The sequence below is a fragment of the Vibrio sp. NFR genome, assembly GCF_027587095.1.
GTDB lineage: Bacteria > Pseudomonadota > Gammaproteobacteria > Enterobacterales > Vibrionaceae > Vibrio > Vibrio harveyi.
The window spans coordinates 459169-478589 of the sequence record NZ_JAPPTN010000003.1 but is presented as its reverse complement, the minus strand read 5'-3'; the positions used below and the strand labels follow the sequence as shown (position 1 = coordinate 478589).

General features: G+C 48.0%; 16 protein-coding genes. 10 read left to right on the top strand and 6 right to left on the bottom strand.

The features are described 5' to 3' along the window. Positions 1-57 precede the first annotated feature (57 nt). The 4 genes from OH463_RS08690 to OH463_RS08675 all read left to right on the top strand — a co-directional run bounded on the left by OH463_RS08690 (position 58) and on the right by OH463_RS08675 (position 2953). Positions 58-1065, top strand: a complete 1008-nt coding sequence (locus tag OH463_RS08690; protein WP_020196671.1) for a LacI family DNA-binding transcriptional regulator — start codon at positions 58-60, stop codon at positions 1063-1065. Between the two features lie 48 nt (positions 1066-1113). Further along, positions 1114-2040, top strand: coding sequence for a LysR family transcriptional regulator (locus OH463_RS08685; RefSeq protein WP_269990987.1), 927 nt, complete (start codon positions 1114-1116; stop codon positions 2038-2040). Positions 2041-2243: 203 nt separating this feature from the next. Continuing rightward, positions 2244-2621: an SMR family transporter gene (locus OH463_RS08680; protein ID WP_005430013.1), complete on the top strand. Its 378-nt coding sequence runs from the start codon at positions 2244-2246 to the stop codon at positions 2619-2621. A gap of 2 nt (positions 2622-2623) precedes the next feature. Continuing rightward, a complete protein-coding gene (locus OH463_RS08675) occupies positions 2624-2953 on the top strand; it encodes an SMR family transporter (RefSeq protein ID WP_269990986.1) in 330 nt (109 codons plus the stop codon). A gap of 356 nt (positions 2954-3309) precedes the next feature. On the opposite strand, the gene edd is transcribed toward OH463_RS08675, so the two are convergent. Together edd and OH463_RS08665 are read right to left on the bottom strand one after the other, a co-directional pair. After that, the gene (gene edd, locus OH463_RS08670) at positions 3310-5106 is read right to left on the bottom strand and encodes a phosphogluconate dehydratase (protein ID WP_269990985.1); all 1797 of its coding nucleotides are present in this window, start codon (positions 5104-5106) and stop codon (positions 3310-3312) included. Continuing rightward, the gene (locus OH463_RS08665) at positions 5103-5624 is read right to left on the bottom strand and encodes a gluconokinase (RefSeq protein WP_005434599.1); all 522 of its coding nucleotides are present in this window, start codon (positions 5622-5624) and stop codon (positions 5103-5105) included. Before OH463_RS08665 ends, edd begins: the two co-directional genes overlap by 4 nt. Positions 5625-5776: 152 nt before the next feature. Here OH463_RS08665 and OH463_RS08660 point away from each other — a divergent pair, with 152 nt between their 5' ends. Then, entirely contained in the window at positions 5777-7153 is a 1377-nt protein-coding gene (locus OH463_RS08660; RefSeq protein ID WP_009701097.1) for a GntP family permease, read from the top strand. Between the two features lie 9 nt (positions 7154-7162). Further along, on the top strand, positions 7163-7774 hold the full coding sequence (locus tag OH463_RS08655) for a bifunctional 4-hydroxy-2-oxoglutarate aldolase/2-dehydro-3-deoxy-phosphogluconate aldolase (protein WP_005430025.1): 612 nt from the start codon (positions 7163-7165) through the stop codon (positions 7772-7774). A gap of 111 nt (positions 7775-7885) precedes the next feature. On the opposite strand, the gene gorA is transcribed toward OH463_RS08655, so the two are convergent. The 3 genes from gorA to OH463_RS08640 all read right to left on the bottom strand — a co-directional run bounded on the left by gorA (position 7886) and on the right by OH463_RS08640 (position 11173). After that, a complete protein-coding gene (gene gorA / locus OH463_RS08650) occupies positions 7886-9241 on the bottom strand; it encodes a glutathione-disulfide reductase (protein ID WP_005429991.1) in 1356 nt (451 codons plus the stop codon). A gap of 241 nt (positions 9242-9482) precedes the next feature. Beyond that, positions 9483-10187 carry a glutathione S-transferase family protein gene (locus OH463_RS08645; RefSeq protein WP_172580298.1) on the bottom strand — a complete coding sequence of 235 codons (705 nt, stop codon included), beginning with the start codon at positions 10185-10187 and terminating at the stop codon, positions 9483-9485. A gap of 146 nt (positions 10188-10333) precedes the next feature. Beyond that, complete coding sequence (locus tag OH463_RS08640; RefSeq protein ID WP_005434590.1) at positions 10334-11173, bottom strand: 23S rRNA (adenine(2030)-N(6))-methyltransferase RlmJ; 840 nt, start codon at positions 11171-11173, stop codon at positions 10334-10336. A 424-nt stretch (positions 11174-11597) separates the two neighbouring features. Between OH463_RS08640 and prlC the strand changes: the two genes are divergently transcribed. Then, positions 11598-13640, top strand: coding sequence for an oligopeptidase A (gene prlC, locus OH463_RS08635; RefSeq protein WP_269990984.1), 2043 nt, complete (start codon positions 11598-11600; stop codon positions 13638-13640). Between the two features lie 85 nt (positions 13641-13725). On the opposite strand, the gene asnC is transcribed toward prlC, so the two are convergent. Further along, on the bottom strand, positions 13726-14190 hold the full coding sequence (gene asnC / locus OH463_RS08630; RefSeq protein WP_005430014.1) for a transcriptional regulator AsnC: 465 nt from the start codon (positions 14188-14190) through the stop codon (positions 13726-13728). Between the two features lie 115 nt (positions 14191-14305). Between asnC and OH463_RS08625 the strand changes: the two genes are divergently transcribed. The 3 genes from OH463_RS08625 to OH463_RS08615 all read left to right on the top strand — a co-directional run bounded on the left by OH463_RS08625 (position 14306) and on the right by OH463_RS08615 (position 19403). After that, entirely contained in the window at positions 14306-17431 is a 3126-nt protein-coding gene (locus tag OH463_RS08625; protein WP_269990983.1) for an EAL domain-containing protein, read from the top strand. Between the two features lie 103 nt (positions 17432-17534). Continuing rightward, complete coding sequence (locus tag OH463_RS08620; protein WP_009705451.1) at positions 17535-18314, top strand: class I SAM-dependent methyltransferase; 780 nt, start codon at positions 17535-17537, stop codon at positions 18312-18314. 489 nt (positions 18315-18803) lie between these two features. Continuing rightward, positions 18804-19403 carry a hypothetical protein gene (locus OH463_RS08615; RefSeq protein ID WP_269990982.1) on the top strand — a complete coding sequence of 200 codons (600 nt, stop codon included), beginning with the start codon at positions 18804-18806 and terminating at the stop codon, positions 19401-19403. Positions 19404-19421 lie beyond the last annotated feature (18 nt).

The following is a 19421-nucleotide window of genomic DNA, read 5'->3' as shown; positions in this document are numbered from 1 at the left end:
ACGAGGAGTCTATTCGTCATAATGTTACTAGTAACATTACTGATAAATTAGATATTTATGGCTCAGCAGAATAAGAAAGCACGAACGACATTGCAGGATGTCGCAGACAAAGTTGGCGTAACAAAAATGACCGTCTCGCGTTACATGCGCAATCCAGACTCAGTGGCAGAAAAAACGCGAGTGAAAATTGCCGCTGTAATTGAAGAGATGGGCTACATCGAAAACCGTGCTCCGGCGATGTTGTCGAAGTCTTCCAGTAAAGCGATTGGTATTTTACTGCCTTCACTGTCCAACCAAATTTTTGCGTCTTTTGTTCAGGGCATTGAAACGGTCACTAAAGCTAATGGCTATGAAACACTGCTTGCGCACTTTAGTTATGACGAGTTGGAAGAAGAACGCAAAATCGCGTCACTGCTTTCTTACCAAGTTGACGGCTTAATCCTAACCGAAAGCCACCACACTCAACGCACTTTGCAGATGATCAAAAACGCAGGTATTCCTGTGGTAGAGACCATGGAACTGCCAGAGCAGCCAATAGATATGGCGGTTGGTATGGACCACGAAGACGCTTCTTACAGCGTCGTAAAACGCATGTTGGAGTCGGGCAAACGGACGATTGTTTACTTCGGTGCTCGCTTGGATACGCGTACTAAATTGCGTATGCAAGGCTACGATCGCGCAATGACGGAAGCAGGGTTGGAGCCAAAGCACGTGCTAACAGGCGATCACTCAAGCTTTTCGTTGGCGCATGATTTACTGGAGCGCGCACTGGCAACCTACCCAGAACTTGATGGCGTATTTTGTACCAACGATGACATCGCGATTGGTACCTTATTAAGTGCTCAGCAACGCGGCATTAAAGTGCCAGATCAACTTGCGGTGGTGGGCTACAATGCATTAGACATCGGGCAAACCATCAGCCCGAAACTGACAAGTGTGGATACACCGCGTTTCGAGATTGGTGAGAAAAGTGCCGAGCTACTGATTGCGCGCCTAAAGGGTGAAGAGCAAGCAGAGACTAAAGTCGACATGGGCTACCAAATTACGGCGGGCGAAAGCGTCTAACTCACTCACGTTTATCTTTCATCATTCGTTTCTGATAAGGACACGGGCATGCCACATCAACTTGATGCGTTAGACCTGAATTTAATGCGCTTACTTAAAGCCGTGGTGGATAACCGTAGCATCAAGTTGGCGGCGATGCAGCTTGGCATTTCGCAGCCCAGTGCCAGTCGCGGGGTGATGAAACTTAAAGATGTGTTTGATGATCCTCTGTTTGTGCGTAAAGCACACGGGGTAGAGCCATCCCCAATGGCGATTCGTCTTGCGGCGGAGTTCGATAACATGCTGTCGCCGCTAGAAAAAGTAGTGCAGGAGTTTTCGGACTTTGACCCACTCGAGTACCAAGGTCAGATTGCGATTGTGACTGACCCTTACTTGATGGACGAACAAGGTCAGCGTTTATTGCGCGGTTGCCATCAAGCCTTTCCTCAAGCCTCGTTTGTTTTCTCAAGCTGGAACATTTATTCCCAAGACGAGATGCTAGAGGGCGAACATGACTACTGCATTCTCGACCAAGAAACCGAGTTGTCGAAAGACATCTACATGCGCCCGTTATTTGTTGAAAAGCGTGTGATTTTGGCGCGTAAAGACCACCCGACGTTGTCGAAAATCAGCAATGATTGGGATACGGTGTCGGAATTGCCACTGGTCTCTTTGCCTGCACCAGCATCCTACAATCCGCTGTGTACGGTGGAATCGGAATATCGCCGAATGGGTTACGAGCCGGTCGTACTACTTAAATCCTACAACTTGCGCGTCGCTTGCCAAATGCTGCTTGAGACCGATGCCATCATGTATGCCAGCCAAAGTACTGCACATTTGATGCACGAGCTTGCCTCTTATCCAATGCCGATGGTCAACCGAGAGTTCAGCCAATTTGTTGTTTCTGGAGGTTATTTACAGACCTACCGTAACCACCCATTGCACCGCCATTTGCACCAAGTGGTGCAGCAAACCCTCAATACGCCATTAACGTGATCGGATAGGCAAACTGCCCTTTAAGATATTCAAAAATGAATATCTCAATTACCTGTCTGTTTTACTGAAGAAGGGCTAATCTGACTACAAATAGTCAGGAGAAGCGGCTCTTTTTATCTTATCAATTCTTTGAATGTCTGATTCTTAAAGGACGTTCACCATTCTCCGTTATGCAGTTTTTTAATTTCTGGGGAGGATGAATCATGCTCATTGCACGTCTATTTTTATTGCTCGCCATCGTTGCCGAAGTTGCCGGTACCAGTACGATGTCGTTTATTGGTGAAAGTAATGCGTGGGAAGGCTATCTGGTGATGTACGTTCTGATCGCCATTTCCTATTACTTCTTGTCGAAAGCGGCAAAGAAAATCTCTATCGGTGTCGCGTACGCAACATGGGAAGGCTTGGGTATCGCCTTGATTACCCTAGTTTCTATCGTTTTGTTTGATGCTAACTTAAGCACGCAGCAGTTGCTTGGTTTGGCGCTGGCGGTGGTCGGTATTGTGTGTGTGACGCTCGGCGAATCACACGGTCAGCCTCAACAAAAAGATGAGTTGCCAAGCTCATCGAATGCGAGGTGTTAAACATGAGCCAATTTTTTACTGTTTCATTTGGATTTGTCGTCATGGCGGCGTTGGTCGATATCATGGCGAACATGGCACTGACTCGCTCTAAAGGCTTTAAGCGCAAAGGGTGGGGCATCACTGCGATTGTGTTGGTGATGGCTGCGTTTACCTTGCTTGCTCAAGCGGTAAAAGAGATCGACCTTGCGATCGCCTACGCCTCTTGGGGCGCGATCGGTATCTTAGGTACCGCGATTGGTGGCGCTTTGCTGTTCAAACAAAAGCTTAAGCCGATTGGCTGGTTTGGTATCTTTGTTGTGATTGCGGCGGTTGTGGTGATGAAGACGGCTTGATGTCGTTTGCTGAACCCTAGATATCGTCATTCTGAGCATCGAGGGATGAGCGTGATTCAGAATCTACCAATAAAAAGTGCTGTGGCAGAGGTGTTTCCTCTCGCTTCACAGCACTTTGATAGTAGATTCCTGATCTCGCCTAGGCTCGTCGGAATGACGGATTCATTCATTTATTTAAAAAGAAAAGTGACCAACCCCAAAGCTCGTCATTCTGAACAGCGAGGGACGAGCGTGATTCAGAATCTACCAACAAAAAGTGCTGTGGCAGAGATGTTTCCTCTCGCTTCACAGCACTTTGATATTGGATTCCTGATCTCGCCTAGGCTCGTCGGAATGACAGGGTCTTTCTTCCCGCTCTACACAATAAAGCTTGCGCCTTCTTCTGCGCTCGAAACGCTTTGACGAATCACGCTAAAGAAGCCACGACCCCAAGTCTGTTGTTTCGCTTCAGTATCCATCTCTAACAATTCACGGTCAGTAACATCGCTTAGGTTGTTCAGCTCGCCAGTTTGGCAATCAACGCGGATGATGTCGCCATTGCGGACTAAGCCAATCGCGCCACCACGAATTGCTTCTGGAGAAACGTGGATTGCCGATGGAATCTTACCCGATGCACCCGATAGTCGACCGTCCGTCACTAGCGCGACTTTAAAGCCCGCTTTCTGCACGTTGCCGAGAATTGGCATCAGTTTATGCAGCTCTGGCATGCCGTTCGCTGCAGGACCGTTGTGCGTCACGACCACGATGCAATCTTGGTTTAGCTCACCACGTTTGTACGCAGCTTCCACTTCGTGTTGGCATTGGAATACGATTGCTGGTGCTTCAATGACGCGCTGCTCTTCTTTCACCGCAGACACTTTCACTACCGCTTTACCCAAGTTACCGTTGAGTACGCGAGTACCACCGGTGTTTTGGAAAGCTTGCGTTGGCGCAGCAATCACTTCGCTGTCTTGGCTGCCACCACATGGTGTCCAAGTCAGTTTGCCGTCGACTAGGCTTGGTAGCGTCATTTGGTCTTCGAATTCGCCGAATACCGGTTTCACGTCACGATGAAGCAAGCCTGACTCGTTCAAACGATGTAATAGTGCAGGTACGCCACCCGCTTCTTGGAATGCGTTCATGTCAGCTGGACCATTCGGGTAAACACGCGCCAATAGTGGCACCACTTCAGATAGATCACTGATGTCTTGCCATGTCAGAATCAAACCTGCTGCACGCGCCACTGCCAACATGTGGATAGTGTGGTTGGTGCTGCCGCCCGATGCCAACAGCGCGATAATGCCGTTGATGAGGCTCTTTTCGGTGACAACTTCAGACAATGGACGGAAGTTGGCTGAACCTGCATTCATTGCCGCAATTTTCAGCGCAGCGTGATCGGTCAGCGCCTTACGTAGCTCAGTATGTGGATGGATGAATGCCGAACCTGGTAGCATCAAACCCATTGCTTCAAACACAAGTTGGTTGGTGTTTGCCGTGCCGTAGAAGGTACACGTACCTGCTGAGTGGTAAGCGCGACACTCCATATCAAGTAGCGCGTCTTTGCCTACTTCGCCCGCTGCGTATTTTTGGCGAACGTCGACTTTCTCTTCATTGCTGATGCCTGTTGCCATCAAACCTGCTGGCACAAATGCCGTTGGTAGGTGTGCGTAAGACAGCGCGCCCATCAATTGTCCCGGTGCGATTTTATCGCAGATACCCAGAAGCAAGGTCGCATCGAATACGTTGTGGCTCAGTGAAAGCGCTGTTGATTGAGCAATTAAGTCACGAGAAAACAGTGACATGTCCATACCCGCTTGACCTTGAGTCACGCCATCACACATTGCCGGAACACAACCAGCAACTTGCGCAGTGTGACCGTAACCAGACAGCACTTGCTTGATTTGATCAGGGTAGTGTTGGTAAGGCTGGTGGGCACTCAGCATATCGTTGTAAGCACTGATCAGCGCTACATTCGAATGCGTGAAATCCAGAATGCTTTTCTTTTCAGAAGAACAAGATGCCGCAACAGCGTGAGCCAAGTTACCGCAAGACAGACCGACGCGACCTTTGCCTGCTTCTGCTTGGACTTCTGTGCGAGCAAGAAACGCCGCACGCGCTTCTTTGCTGCGCTCAACTAAGCGTTGAGTAACGTCTAAAATTACTTGATGAGTCATGCCATTGCCTCGTCTTGCACTAGGATCAACTCAGCGGCATTCGACACAACGTCTTCGATGGTTGCATCAATGCTGACGAAAATGGTGCGAGGCTCATTTTCTGGGCGCTCTAGGGCTTCGAACTGGCTGTTGACCATGTTCTCTTTCATGAAGTGACCTTGGCGAGCACGCATACGCTCAAGGATCAGTTCTTTGCTGCCATCTAGGAAAAGGAAGGTCACGTTCTCGTTGCCTTCGCGGATTTGATCACGATAAATCTTTTTTAGTGCCGAACAGACAATAATGCCGTGCTCGTTTTTGCTTTCTAAGCTATAAGCAGCGTCGCGGATACGTTCTAGCCAAGGTTTGCGGTCGTCGTCGTTCAGAGGTTGACCTGATGCCATCTTCTGAATGTTTGCTCGTGGGTGAAGATCATCACCATCAATGAATTTACGTCCCAGCTTTTTCGCCAAGTGCTCACCAATTGTGGTTTTGCCACTCGCACAAACGCCCATAACGACGACACTACTACCAGCCATAACTTATCCTCATAACAAATTTGCGCGTGATCTCAATTTTTGAATTCACTTTAAAATATGGGTTTATCTTATTCATGTTATCGGTAACATGTTACCGGTAACTCAAATAAATGTGAACCACAACACAAACAATAATTTTTAAAGGTGAACCCATGGAACAGCTAACCCAAGCTCCAGACCCTACGTTCCTATTAACGATTGCAGTCCTCGCGATTGCGGCGTTACTTGTATTGATTATTAAGCTAAAAGTGCACGCTTTTGCTTCCCTAACTATGGTGAGTTTAGGTACTGCGATTGCGACTGGCGTTTCTTCTGACCAAGTTGTCCCAACCATGATGAGTGGTTTCGGTGGCACGCTGGCTTCAGTAGCATTGCTGGTTGGTCTTGGCGCAATGATCGGTAAGATTTTGGAAGTAACTGGCGGTGCGCAAGTGCTGGCAGATACTTTGATTGGACGCTTCGGTAAAGAGCGCGCACCATTTGCATTGGGTGTGGCTTCACTACTGTTCGGTTTCCCAATCTTCTTTGACGCTGGTCTCGTGGTAATGATGCCAATCATCCTAAGTGTGGCAGCGCGCTTTGGTGGTTCGCCAATCAAATACGCACTACCTGCAGCGGGTGCGTTTGCAGTAATGCACGGCTTTGTTCCTCCGCACCCAGGTCCTGTTGCAGCAGCAGAATTCCTAGGCGCAAACATTGGTCTACTGCTTGTTGTTGGTATCCTAGTAGCTATCCCAACTTGGTACCTAGGCGCTTACCTATTTGGTTTGTACGCGGGCAAGAAATTCGATATCCCACTATCAAAAGCGTTCTTCAACGGTGAAACACAAGTTGATGAATCTAAGCTGCCAAAATTTGGCACAGTAATGACCATCCTAGTGCTGCCTGTACTGCTAATCTGTTTAGACACAGTCCTGAACACACTAGCGGTTGCGGGTGTGATTGATGGCAAAACAGCACTGGTTGAGTTCCTACGTATGCTAGGTAAAACACCGGTAGCACTTCTGATTACTCTGCTTGTGTCTCTTGCGGTATTCGCGAAAGACTACGGCATGGCAAAACTTGAGAAGCTGTGTGGCGACTCATTGGCTCCGATCTGTGGCGTTATCCTAGTAACAGGTGCGGGCGGCATGTTTGGTGGCGTACTGCGTGCAAGTGGTATCGGTGATGCACTAGCAGACGTTCTGACTGACACAGGTATGCCAGTGATCGTAGCAGCGTTTGTTATCTCTACCTGTCTGCGTGTTGCTCAAGGCTCAGCAACCGTGGCACTAACGACAACTGCAGCACTTATCGCACCAGTGGTGGCAGCATCAACTGGTTTGAGCGAGCTAGACCTATGCTTTATCGTTATCGCGATTGCAGGTGGTGCAACAGTGCTTTCTCACTTCAACGACTCTGGTTTCTGGCTAGTATCTCGTCTACTAGAGATGGATGAGAAAACAACGCTAAAAACTTGGACGGTAATGGAAACTTTACTTGGTAGTATCGCGTTTATTATCGTAGCAACATTAAGCTTTATTCTTTAGAGGTTACCCATGACAACACTTGAACAACGATTAAGAGAAATCAAAATCGTCCCAGTTATCGCAATCAACGATGTAGCACACGCTCTGCCACTGGCAAAAGTGTTGGTAGAAAACGGTTTACCATGTGCGGAAGTGACATTCCGCACTGAAGCGGCGGCTGAGTCGATCCGCATCATGCGTGAAGCGTACCCAGAACTGCTGATCGGTGCTGGTACAGTACTGACAACTGAACAAGTGGACATCGCGATTGAAGCGGGTGTGGACTTTATCGTGAGCCCAGGTTTCAACCCAACGACAGTGAAATACTGTCAGCAACGCAACGTGACAATCGTACCGGGTGTGAACAACCCGAGCTTGGTTGAGCAAGCGATGGAAATGGGTCTACGTACCCTGAAGTTCTTCCCTGCTGAGCCATCAGGCGGCGTGAACATGCTTAAAGCACTAACGGCGGTTTACCCAGTGGAATTCATGCCAACAGGTGGTGTAAGCCCATCTAACGTGGAAGATTACCTAGCGCTGAAATCAGTTGTAGCGTGTGGCGGTACTTGGATGGTGCCAACCGCTATGATGGACAACGGCGATTGGGAAGGTATTGCTGAATTGGTTCGCGCAGTTAAGTAAAACGCGCAAACGGCTCCGAAATACCCCCGAACGTTTTAAAACGTGAATAGAAAAAGGGTCATCAAGTAATTGATGACCCTTTTTGTTTATCTGTTTAAATCAGCAAAGTGATTAACGCATCGTAACGAACTCTTCAGAGCCTGTTGGGTGGATAGCCACAACAGAGTCGAAGTCTGCTTTGGTTGCGCCCATCTTCATTGCTACGCCAAAGCCTTGAATCATTTCATCAACGGTGAAGCCGATGCCGTGAAGACCAACAACCGTTTCTTCTTCGCCAGCACATACTAGCTTCATCTTACATGGTTGACGGTGCTTAGTAACCGCTGTGTACATCGCAGTAAAGCCAGACGTGTAGACTTTGATGTTGTCTTTGCCGTACTTCTCTTCTGCTTCTTGAGTCGTTAGACCGATAGTGCCGATTGGTGGGTGACTGAATACCACAGTAGGTACCAAATCGTAGTCCATCTTCGCGTTTGGTTTGTTGTTGAACAGACGCTCAGAAAGTTGACGACCTGCTTTAACAGCCACTGGTGTTAGCTCGATACCACCTTCCATGATGTCACCTACACAGTAGATGCCTTTCACGTTCGTTTCTTGGTATTCGTCTACCTTGATGTAGCCACGATCGTTGGTTGCAACGCCAGTTGATGCTAGGTTAATAGCGTCAGTTGCTGGGTGACGACCGATTGCCCAGATTAGGGTATCTACGTTTTGGCTCTCACCGTTTTCTAGGTGTAGAGTTAGGCTGCCGTCTGCTTCTTTTACCACTTCTTTTGGAACAGAGTGGGTGTGTAGAGTCGGACCTTCTGCGTCCATTACTTCTACTAGCGTTTCGATGATCATTGGATCGAAGCTACGTAGTGGTGATTCTTTACGAACGAATAGGTGCGTTTCTGTACCAAGAGCATGAAGTACGCCAGCGATTTCTACCGCGATGTAACCTGCACCGATCACTGCAACGCGTTTTGGTTGCTCAGCAAGCTCGAAGAAGCCGTTTGAATCGATGCCGTATTCTGCGCCTGGGATGTTTGGAATCGTTGGACGACCACCCACTGCGATCAGGATGTGATCCGCTGTGTAGTGTTCACCGTTTACTTCAACCGTTTTCTCGTCAACGAACTTAGCAAAGCCTTTTATAACGTTTACTTTGTTGTTGCCAAGAACGCGGTCGTAAGATTGGTGGATACGACCAATGTAAGCCTGACGACTCTCAACCAGTTTGCTCCAGTCGAAACCTTTTACATCTACATCGAAGCCGTAGTCTTCTGCGTACAGGTTCATTGCTTCTGCAACTTGCGCGCCGTGCCACATCACTTTCTTAGGCACACAACCAACGTTTACACAGGTACCGCCAAGGTCTTGAGCTTCGATAAGCGCTACTTTAGCACCGTACATTGCCGCACGGTTTGCTGATGCGATACCGCCGCTGCCGCCGCCGATACAGATATAATCAAAATGAGTCGCCATTACTTTCTCCAAGAGCTTATTAATTTTGTCTGACAATAATTACATTGGGGTGGTGAGTGATGAACTCAACATCCCAACGGAATTGTTGTTAATTCCATGTCCCTATCATAAATCGAGTCTAGCAATTTCCTAAATGGGAAAAAGTGACATTGCTTATGACAAATAGCGATGAAAGGATAGCAAAGCGGAATAAGGCGCTATTCCGCTTGGTGTTTTTCATGCTCAGGGGAGGGGAAAAGCATTAACCGCAGCAGCTTGTTGACCCACAACCGCCTTGAGCTTGAACGTCTTTGCCATCCGCTAGGTAAGTGTTGGTTAGGTAGAAATCGCTAAACAGCTGCACGAAATCTTCCGATACCGTCTTCTCTACCAATCCTGATTCTAGGATGTGCTTTTGCCACGCCTGCATTTTTGGCAGACCACAGAAGAAGTCGTAACCAGAGTGCGCTTTGACGATGGCAGCGCGATGCAGAAGCGGCAGCCAAGCCATGTCCACATTGCTTAGTTCATCGGATTTGAAGAACTTGGTTTCACCAGACAGTTGGTTTTCTGCTTTTTGGAACGCTTTGATCAGCTTCTCTGCTCGTTCTTCAAAGGTTGCTTGGTCTTTGCTGCTCATAGTGCCGCATTGTGCCAAGTAGTGTTTAGAACCTAGGTAGCTCCAAGCTCGGTCTAGTGCGCGTTGTTCGTTTGTCACGCCTTGTTCTAACGGACCGTATTCGTCTTCGATGTATTCGATGATTGCATCTGACTCAAACAGTGCCGTGCCAGATTCTGTCACCATCACCGGTACTTGACCGTTTGGTGAGATGTCTAGGAACCATTGTGGCTTATCTTTTAGGTTGATGTATTCAATCTCGTAAGGGATCTGTTTTGCTTCTAGTGCCGCAGTTACGCGTTGAACAAATGGGCAAATTTTAAAACTGATAACTTTAAGCATGGTCATTTCTCTCTATGTTTTAGCTTGTTTACATCCCTAAGACGCAGGCAAAAAAGAAAAGACGAAGCGCAGACGAAAATTTTTTAGAAAATAAATAAAAAAAGCGCAACGAGGTCGTCGTTGCGCTTTAAGGTTCTGAAATTCAGTGTTTTTTATTCTGGAACAATCCAGTCGACTTTCCAGTGACCCGTTGCTGGTGCGATCGCTTCTTGCAGGAATGGCAGAATTTCTTTCATCTGGCTTTCCAGTTTCCACGGTGGATTAATCACGATCATGCCCGATGCCGTCATGCCGCGCTCGTTGGTGTCTGGAGATACGCCCAATTCGATTTGCAGAATTTTGCGAATGCCAAGCCCTTCCAAACCTTCAATCATGTCTTCGATGTCATGGCGGTTTACTACTGGGTACCAAATCGCGTAGATACCCGTTGCCCAACGTTTGTGGCTTTGGTAAATCGCTTGCACGACGTCGCGGTATTCTTTCGCTAGCTCGTATGGTGGGTCAATCAGCACCAAACCACGACGCTCTTGCGGTGGCAGACTGCCTTTCAGACGCTTAAAGCCATCTTCTTTGTAGATGCTCACTTGGCGATCACGATGGAACTCTTGTTCTAGTAGCGGGTGATCGGCTGGGTGCAGCTCAGTTAGAACCATGCGGTCTTGCGGGCGGATTTGCGCACGTGCAACACGTGGTGAGCCTGGGTAGTAACGCAGATTCTCACCGTTGTTCAATGTTTTGATTGAATCGATGTAGCTTGCGATCTCTTCAGGGATGTTTGAGTTATCCCAAATGCGCGCGATGCCTTGTTTGTATTCGCCCGTTTTCTCAGACCATTCGTGAGTCAGATCGTAGCGTCCCACACCCGAGTGGGTATCGTGATAAACAAACGGCTTATCTTTTTGCTTTAGTGCATCAAGAATGAGGCTTTGAACGATGTGTTTTACCACGTCAGCATGGTTGCCAGCGTGGAAGCTGTGGCGGTAACTTAACAAATTAAACTCTCGAAACACTCTTTGACTGAGTGTGGTCTGTGATTTTCGCGATATGGCGGTATTATACTCAAGTAACTTAAAGAAGTAGAACTTCGATTCAAATCAGTATCACTGATAGGGATTCGCTATTGAAATTTCTTTAAGTCACCCATACTTAGTATGAGTAAACAAATTGAACCTAAGTGGGATTGTGCCGCTCCAATAGAGTGCCAAACCGAACTTAGGCATAACAAGACTCAAGGACAGAGTAAGCGCTCTTTGACCCATTCGGTCATTGCTGCATCGAGAAAGGGAACGGAAATCCCCCCATCCATGTTGTCGGCTTGCCTGTGCATTGAGTTCGCCTACTGTTTTGCAAACACCAATAGGTGCTTTGCAAATGCGAATAGGCAAATACAGAGCCAAAACACAAAAGGAATTATTCATGTCTAATCCACTTCTTACGTTTACGGATCTTCCTCCGTTTTCGCAAATCAAACCAGAACACATTAAACCTGCAGTGGAGCAGGCGATTGCGGATTGTCGTGCCAAGATTGACGAGGTACTTAAAGACAACGCAAACCCAAGCTGGACCAGTGTGATCGCGCCAATTGAAGAAGCGGATGACCGCTTGAGCCGCATTTGGTCACCAGTGGGTCACATGAACTCAGTAGTGAACAGCGAAGCGCTACGTGAGGCTTACGAAAGCTGTCTACCAATCCTGTCTGAGTACGGTACTTGGGTTGGTCAGCACAAAGGTCTTTACGAAGCGTACAAAGCGATCAAAGCCAGCGAAGAATACGCGACGCTGACGCGTGCACAGCAGAAGACCATTTCGGATTCACTACGCGACTTCGAGCTTTCGGGCATCGGTCTACCATCAGACGAGCAACATCGCTACGGTGAAATCAGCAAGCGCATGTCTGAGCTGAGCTCAAAATTCTCCAACAATGTGCTAGATGCAACCATGGGTTGGACTAAGCACGTTGCTGACGAAAAAGATCTAGCGGGTATGCCAGAATCTGCACTTGCAGCGGCAAAAGCGGCAGCAGAAGCAAAAGAGCTCGATGGCTACCTAATCACGCTAGATATCCCATCTTACCTACCAGTTATGACGTACTGTGATAACCAAGACCTACGCAAAGAAGTGTACGAAGCGTACGTAACGCGCGCCTCTGACCGTGGTCCAAATGCAGGCAAGTGGGACAACACAGAAATCATCACTGAGCAGCTAAAACTGCGTCATGAAATCTCTCGTATGTTGGGTTTCAACACTTACAGCGAGAAATCTCTGGCAACCAAAATGGCAGAGACCCCAGCGCAAGTTCTTGGCTTCTTGAACGATTTGGCAACCAAAGCGAAACCACAAGGTGAGCGCGAAATCGAAGAGCTACGCCAGTTTGCTAACGCAGACTTTGGTGTTAGCGAGCTAAACGTCTGGGACATTGCGTACTACAGCGAGAAGCAAAAGCAGCACTTATTCCAAATTTCGGATGAAGAACTGCGTCCTTACTTCCCTGAATCAAAAGCAGTAAGTGGTCTGTTTGAAGTACTAAACCGCGTGTTTGGTATGACAGTGACAGAGCGTGAAGGCGTGGATACTTGGCACGAGTCAGTGCGTTTCTTCGATATCTTCGACGGCGAAGGCACACTACGTGGCAGCTTCTACCTAGATCTATACGCACGTGAACACAAACGTGGCGGTGCGTGGATGGATGATTGCCGTGGTCGTCGTGTGACGCTATCAGGCGAGCTACAAACACCGGTTGCTTACCTAACGTGTAACTTCAACCGTCCTGTGGGCGACAAGCCTGCACTGTTTACGCACGATGAAGTTGTTACTCTGTTCCACGAGTTTGGTCACGGTATCCACCACATGCTGACGCAAGTAGAAACAGGCGCGGTATCGGGTATCAACGGTGTGCCTTGGGATGCGGTTGAGCTACCAAGTCAGTTCCTAGAAAACTGGTGTTGGGAAGAAGACGCGCTGGCGTTTATTTCTGGTCACTACGAGACTGGCGAACCGCTACCAAAAGCGATGCTAGACAAAATGCTAGCCGCGAAGAACTTCCAGTCGGCGATGGGCATCCTACGTCAGCTAGAGTTCGGCTTGTTCGACTTCACTCTGCACACAGAATACGACCCAGAAGTGGGTGCTCGTGTGCTTGAAACTTTGGCAGAAGTGAAAGAGAAAGTGGCAGTTGTACCAGCGGTTGAGTGGGCGCGTTTCTCACACAGCTTTGGTCACATCTTCGCTGGTGGTTACAGCGCAGGTTACTACAGCTACCTATGGGCAGAAGTGCTGTCTTCAGATGCGTTCTCTCGCTTTGAAGAAGAAGGCATCTTCAACAAAGAAACCGGTCTAAGTTTCTTGAATAACATCCTAGAAATGGGTGGCAGTGAAGAACCAATGGAGCTATTTAAGCGCTTCCGTGGTCGTGAGCCAGAAATCGATGCGCTACTGCGCCATTCTGGTATTGCAGCGTAATCTCGATTGAGAATGAAAATGGGCAGCCAAGTGGCTGCCCATTTTTTTGTTCATAGATTCAACTTTTAGTCTCTGATTCAGAGCGTTATGGATTTACGCTGCGATTGATCGGGTTTTGCAGCGAGATCAGCGTCTCGGTGGATTGCACTTCGTCGATCGCTTGAAGCTTATCAATCAATACAAATTGCAGCTCCTCAATCGACTTGCACATCAATTTGACGAATATGTTATACGCGCCTGTGGTGTAGTAAGCTTCTACCACTTCATCGAGGGCATTGAGCTTTTCTAGCGCTGAATGGTAGTCGCGTGCGGCATTCAAGTTGATGCCGATAAAGCAACATACGTCATATCCTAGCTTTTTGGTATTGACGATTACCTCAGTACCTTCGATGATGTCTGCCGCTTTCATTTTCTCGATACGAACGTGGATGGTCGCTGGGCTGACATTAAATTGTTTTGCCATTTCTGCGTAAGGCTTACGCGCATCCGCCATCAGAGTTTTAAGAATCGCGCGATCGAGGTCGTCGAGTTTAGGCAAGCTCGCATTCATACAATTATTTCCGTTGGGTATGAGGTTTAAAGTTCATTTTATACTCACAGCGGACAGGATTCACAAGGTTTACGCAGGGATAACCGCGAGGTAGCTCTGAAGTCATGGAGTTGATGTGCCATTTTTTCTGTTTTGCATAGCGATCATGTTCAGTGCTGTCGCTGCGGCGCAAGAGCAAAAAGTCCTCGTTGTTCACTCTTACCATCAAGGTTTCTTCTGGACTGACTCTATCCAGCGTGGCTTCGATCAGCAGCTTGAAGGGCATCAGCTCGATACGCGCGTGTTGTATCTCGATTCCAAGCGCAGCCAAAGCCAGCACTTCTTCAGTCAGCTGGAGTCACTTTACCGTACCAAACTGAGCGAAGAGCATTTTGACGCGATCGTTGTTAGTGATAACAATGCACTTGCTTTGATGCAGCGCTTATCTTCTGTCATTAAAGACACGCCGGTGATTTTCAGTGGTATCAATAACTATCATCCTGCACTGCACCAAGATCTGAACGCGACAGGCGTGATTGAAGACGTCGATCTGTCCGCCAACCTCGCCTTGATCGAGCGTCTGCATCCGACCCACAAACAAATCCTTATTGTCAGTGACCATTCTGTTACTGGGGCGGCACTTCGTGCTCAGATCGAAGACTTTCTTGATAGTAACCCAGCATATCGCGACAAAATTCTTCATTTAGTGCCGGAAACGGTCGATGACCTAAAACAACAAGTGTCGCAAATGAGTATCGACAAGGTGGTGCTGTTTTGGACTTACTACCGCGATATTCACGGTAATGTTGCGACCGATAAAGACTGGCGTGATATCAACCAAGCCTCTAATGCGCCGCTGTTTATGGTGCACGATATTGGACTTGGGCATGGTGCAGTCGGCGGTGTGATTCAAACCGGTTATCGCCAAGGTTTTGAAGCTGCGAAGTTGTTGGCGCAAGTGCTGGATAACCCACAGCAACCTTTGCCTGCGATTGTGCGTGCAGAATCGGACATCAAACTCGACTATCAATCGGTTGTGCGTTGGGGTTTAGGCGCAGAACAAGAAGCCTCGTCGGTGTTCTTCAATAAGCCAGTGGAATTTACTGAGCGTTACGCCCGAGAAATTAAACTGTTTGGCAGTGTGCTGGTGGCGATGACCATCGTGATTATGCTGCTTAGTTACTATCTGCATCGCATTCGTCGCAGCGAAAGCATTGCTCGCGAGAGCCAGACGATTTTAGAGTCGGTGTTTGACCAAAGCATGCAGTACATGGGTATTCTCGACCAACATGGTTTGCTTAAATCGGGTAACGATCGTCTGCAATCGTTACTCAATCATCAGGATATGCGTCTCGATCGCCCGCTTTGGCATCATAAAAACTGGAGCGAAGACGCACGCCAGTTACTTGCTAATTACTTCCAGTCCAGTCATCGCCAAGTCTCTACTTTTGAAACGGATATCTGGAGTAAAGAACATGGCGCTATGGTTCTGGAAGTGTCCCTCAAACCATTTTCGCAGCAAGTGGCAAACCAAGAGCAATACTTGTTTGAAGCGCGTGACATCACCAGTCGTAAGGCGATGGAAGACAAGCTCTACCAACGTGAATCGAGTTTGCGTAACTACTACGAGCAGCAACCGGTAATGATGGTGACGTTAGATAACAATAACCGCATTCAGGAAGTGAACCGTTTTGCTCAGCAGCTTTTGGGCTATCAACCGTTGGATATGCTGGGGCATCGCCTACGTGAGTTCTATTCGGACGAAAAAGCGCTGATCCCGCGCCAAGTGTTATTGCAACCGCAGCAAGTAATGCACGGCGTTTGGCGTCGCGAAATCGAATATCGTCATGCGGATGGTCATCGTGTTTGGGTACGTGAAAACATTCGCCCATTAAGAGATTCCGACCAATTGCTGATCGTTGGTGAAGACATTACTGAGACTAAGAAGCTCGCCAAACAGCTAGAGTACCAAGCACGCTATGACTTGCTGACTGACACCTACAACCGCAACTATTTCGAGTTAGAGCTACAAACCGCACTGCGAGAAGTAGAAAGCCACCGTCGTGTGCATGCAATGCTGTACCTCGATCTTGACCAGCTCAAAGTGCTCAACGACACCGTGGGTCATGATGCCGGTGATGCGGCTATTCAGTTCTGTGCCAGCATGTTGGAAGAAGTGCTGCCATACAATGCAGTCTTGGCGCGCATGGGCGGTGATGAATTTGCTGTGTTGTTGAAAGATTGCGATGAGCACGGTGCAATTAACGTTGCCAAGCAGATCATCACGACCTTGAGCGAACAGCTTTTCCGTTGGGAAGATACGCAACTGTTTATGAGCTGCTCAGTGGGCATTCGTATCATTGACCACACCGCCGAAACGCCACAAATGGTCCACGCTCAAGCAGATTCCGCGTGTCATGTTGCCAAAGAGCAGGGACGCAATCGCTATAACCTATTCAGCTTAGATAACGAAGAGCTGCAACGTCGCCAGTTAGAAATGCAGAGCGTTAATCTAGTGCACGAGGCGCTATCGAGTAAGCGTCTTGAATTGTTTGCTCAGCGCATTGTTAACTTGAGCGGTGAAGGCTCACCATTGTGCTTTGAGATTCTGGTACGTATTCGTGATGCACAGGGCAATTACTTGTCTCCTGGTGTTTTTATCCCAGCCTCTGAACGCTACAACATTGCGCACTGGATTGATAAACAAGTGATTACCCAAACCCTAGAATGGTTTGAAGCTCGCCCAGAGATAGTAGAAAAACTCGGACGCTGCGCGATCAACTTGTCTGGTCAATCGATGGGGAATCAAGAGTTCATCGACTTCCTGTTAGAGCGTTTGCAGTCGTCCTCGATTCCTTGTGAGAAGATCTGTTTAGAAATTACCGAAACCGCAGCGATGAGCAACATTGACCAAGCACTCGGCTTTTTTACTCGCGTGCGCACGCTGGGCTGTTTGATTGCGTTGGACGATTTTGGCTCTGGCTTGTCTTCTTTCGGCTACTTAAAGCAACTTCCGGTCGATATCGTGAAAATTGACGGTCTTTTCGTGCGAGATATCAACGTAAACGAGATGGATCGCGTGATGGTGCGTTCAATCAATGACTTAGCCAAGCAGATGGGTAAAGTCACGGTGGCGGAATTTGTTGAGAATGACCAAGTCAGAGAGCTGCTGATCGAGCTGGGTGTCGACTATGGGCAAGGTTATGGCATTGGGCATCCTAAACCTTTGTCTGAGCTGGTTGACGAACTCCAACAGCTTTAGCTATCCAGACGAACGTCATCTAACTTCTCCCCAACCTAGCAATTAGAGGCGGGTTGGGTATACACTCAGCGCCAGTTAAACCGATTTTTACTGGAGCCTCCTTTTGCAACTGCAATTGATTTGTGAAGACCCATCTCAACAGTCTCACCTTGATGAACTCGCTGCGCGTTGGCAGCTTTCTCACACTGATGACAGTGACTTTGCCTTAGTCCTAACGACAGAGCGTTTAGAGCTGCGTAAAGTAGATGAGCCAAAACTGGGTGCAATCTTTGTGGATTTGATTGGTGGTGCAGTAGGGCATCGTCGCAAGTTCGGTGGCGGTAAAGGTCAGGCAATCGCGAAAGCGGCGGGTTTGAACAAAGGCGCAACTCCAACCGTGCTTGATGGCACCGCTGGCTTAGGGCGCGATGCGTTCGTATTGGCGTCGTTAGGCTGTAAAGTCCAAATGGTTGAGCGTCACCCAGTAGTCGCAGCTTTGTTGGATGACGGTTTGGCTCGCGCGAAACACGATCCAGAAATCGGTACTTGGGTATCAGAGCGTATGTCTTTGATTCACGCTTCTAGTCATGATGCGTTGGAGCAATTGGCGCAAGATAAAGACTTCGTTCAGCCAGATGTGGTTTATCTCGACCCTATGTACCCGCACCCTGAAAACAAAAAGAAATCGGCATTAGTGAAGAAAGAGATGCGCGTCTTCCAATCTTTGGTTGGTGCAGATCTTGATGCAGATGGTTTGCTGGCACCAGCAATGGCATTGGCGAGCAAGCGTGTGGTGGTCAAACGCCCAGATTATGCCAACTGGCTTGATGAGCAAAAGCCGAGCATGGCAATCGAAACCAAAAAGAACCGTTTCGATGTGTATGTGAAGGCATCAATGGCGTAATTCAACTAGGGTCTATTGACCTTTTGAGCTGATTTTTGCAGCCGTTTGTGGATTCTTCCTTCTTTATAAACTAAGAAAGAGGCAGAGGCTTTGAAATGTAGTTGCCCTACCTGATAAGCCGATAACGCAGTAGAAAGGAGCCACAAACGCTGCCCAAAGGGTTCGGCTAAAAGCGTTTTACTCTTTGTTGAGAGGATTTTGCTTAGAATAACTAGGCTACAAACCTCTCGCCGCGATTAAAACGCTTTTATCTCGAACAAAATTTAACCGCAAAAGGTCAACAGACCCTAAACACCTGACGACAAAAAACTTCTTCTCACAGCGCCTATTCTGGCGCTGTGTTTGTATCTGGTGTTTGCTCTGCTTATTGATACTTTTCTCTTGCTAATTCGGCATACTGACTGTATATCTAACTAAGAATTATTATTATTTCACTTGTGTGATGCCGTAGAGTAAAACAGTCGAGAATTGGGAAGCTGGAGTAGTAGCATGGCGAAACGTTTATGTAAGATGAGCCGCAAACAGATTGCTGAGAGTTTGGGTGATATTCACCGCTTGGTGGTAGCACCTAAGTTTGTCTGCCGTTCTTGTGCTCGTTCTTCTGCATCGAAAAACACCTTGTGTAAGCCTGCCGCGATTCCACCTCAAAAGTGCCAAGACAAACCGCTATCCGAGCAACAGGCTTGTGGTCTATTGGCGGAAGCACTGCCAACTTCATCTCTAACTCAAGATACCCCAATTATCATGGCGCCAGAACAAAGCGCAGAGAAAGCCGCGATCGTTAAACGTGTTGTGGAACGAGTGAAAGAGAAGAAACTGGCAGCAAAAGTCGCGGCGGTAACTCCAACCACTAAGCTAGAGGCGCCAGCTATGTTTGATTTGTCAGATAAGAAAGCGCTGAAGAAGGCAAAGAAAGCGGTTAAGAAACATTACAAGCAGCAGAAGAAGTTGCTTAAGTTAGCCAAAAAGCAGCAAAAATTGCTCAAACGCCAACGCAAGCTTGAAGCGCGAAATGCCGAACTAGAGGTGTTGCTACCAACGCCACCAAACACATTGATGAGCACAAGCTCGCAAGCCAAAGTGCATTAATCGAATCACATCAAAAAA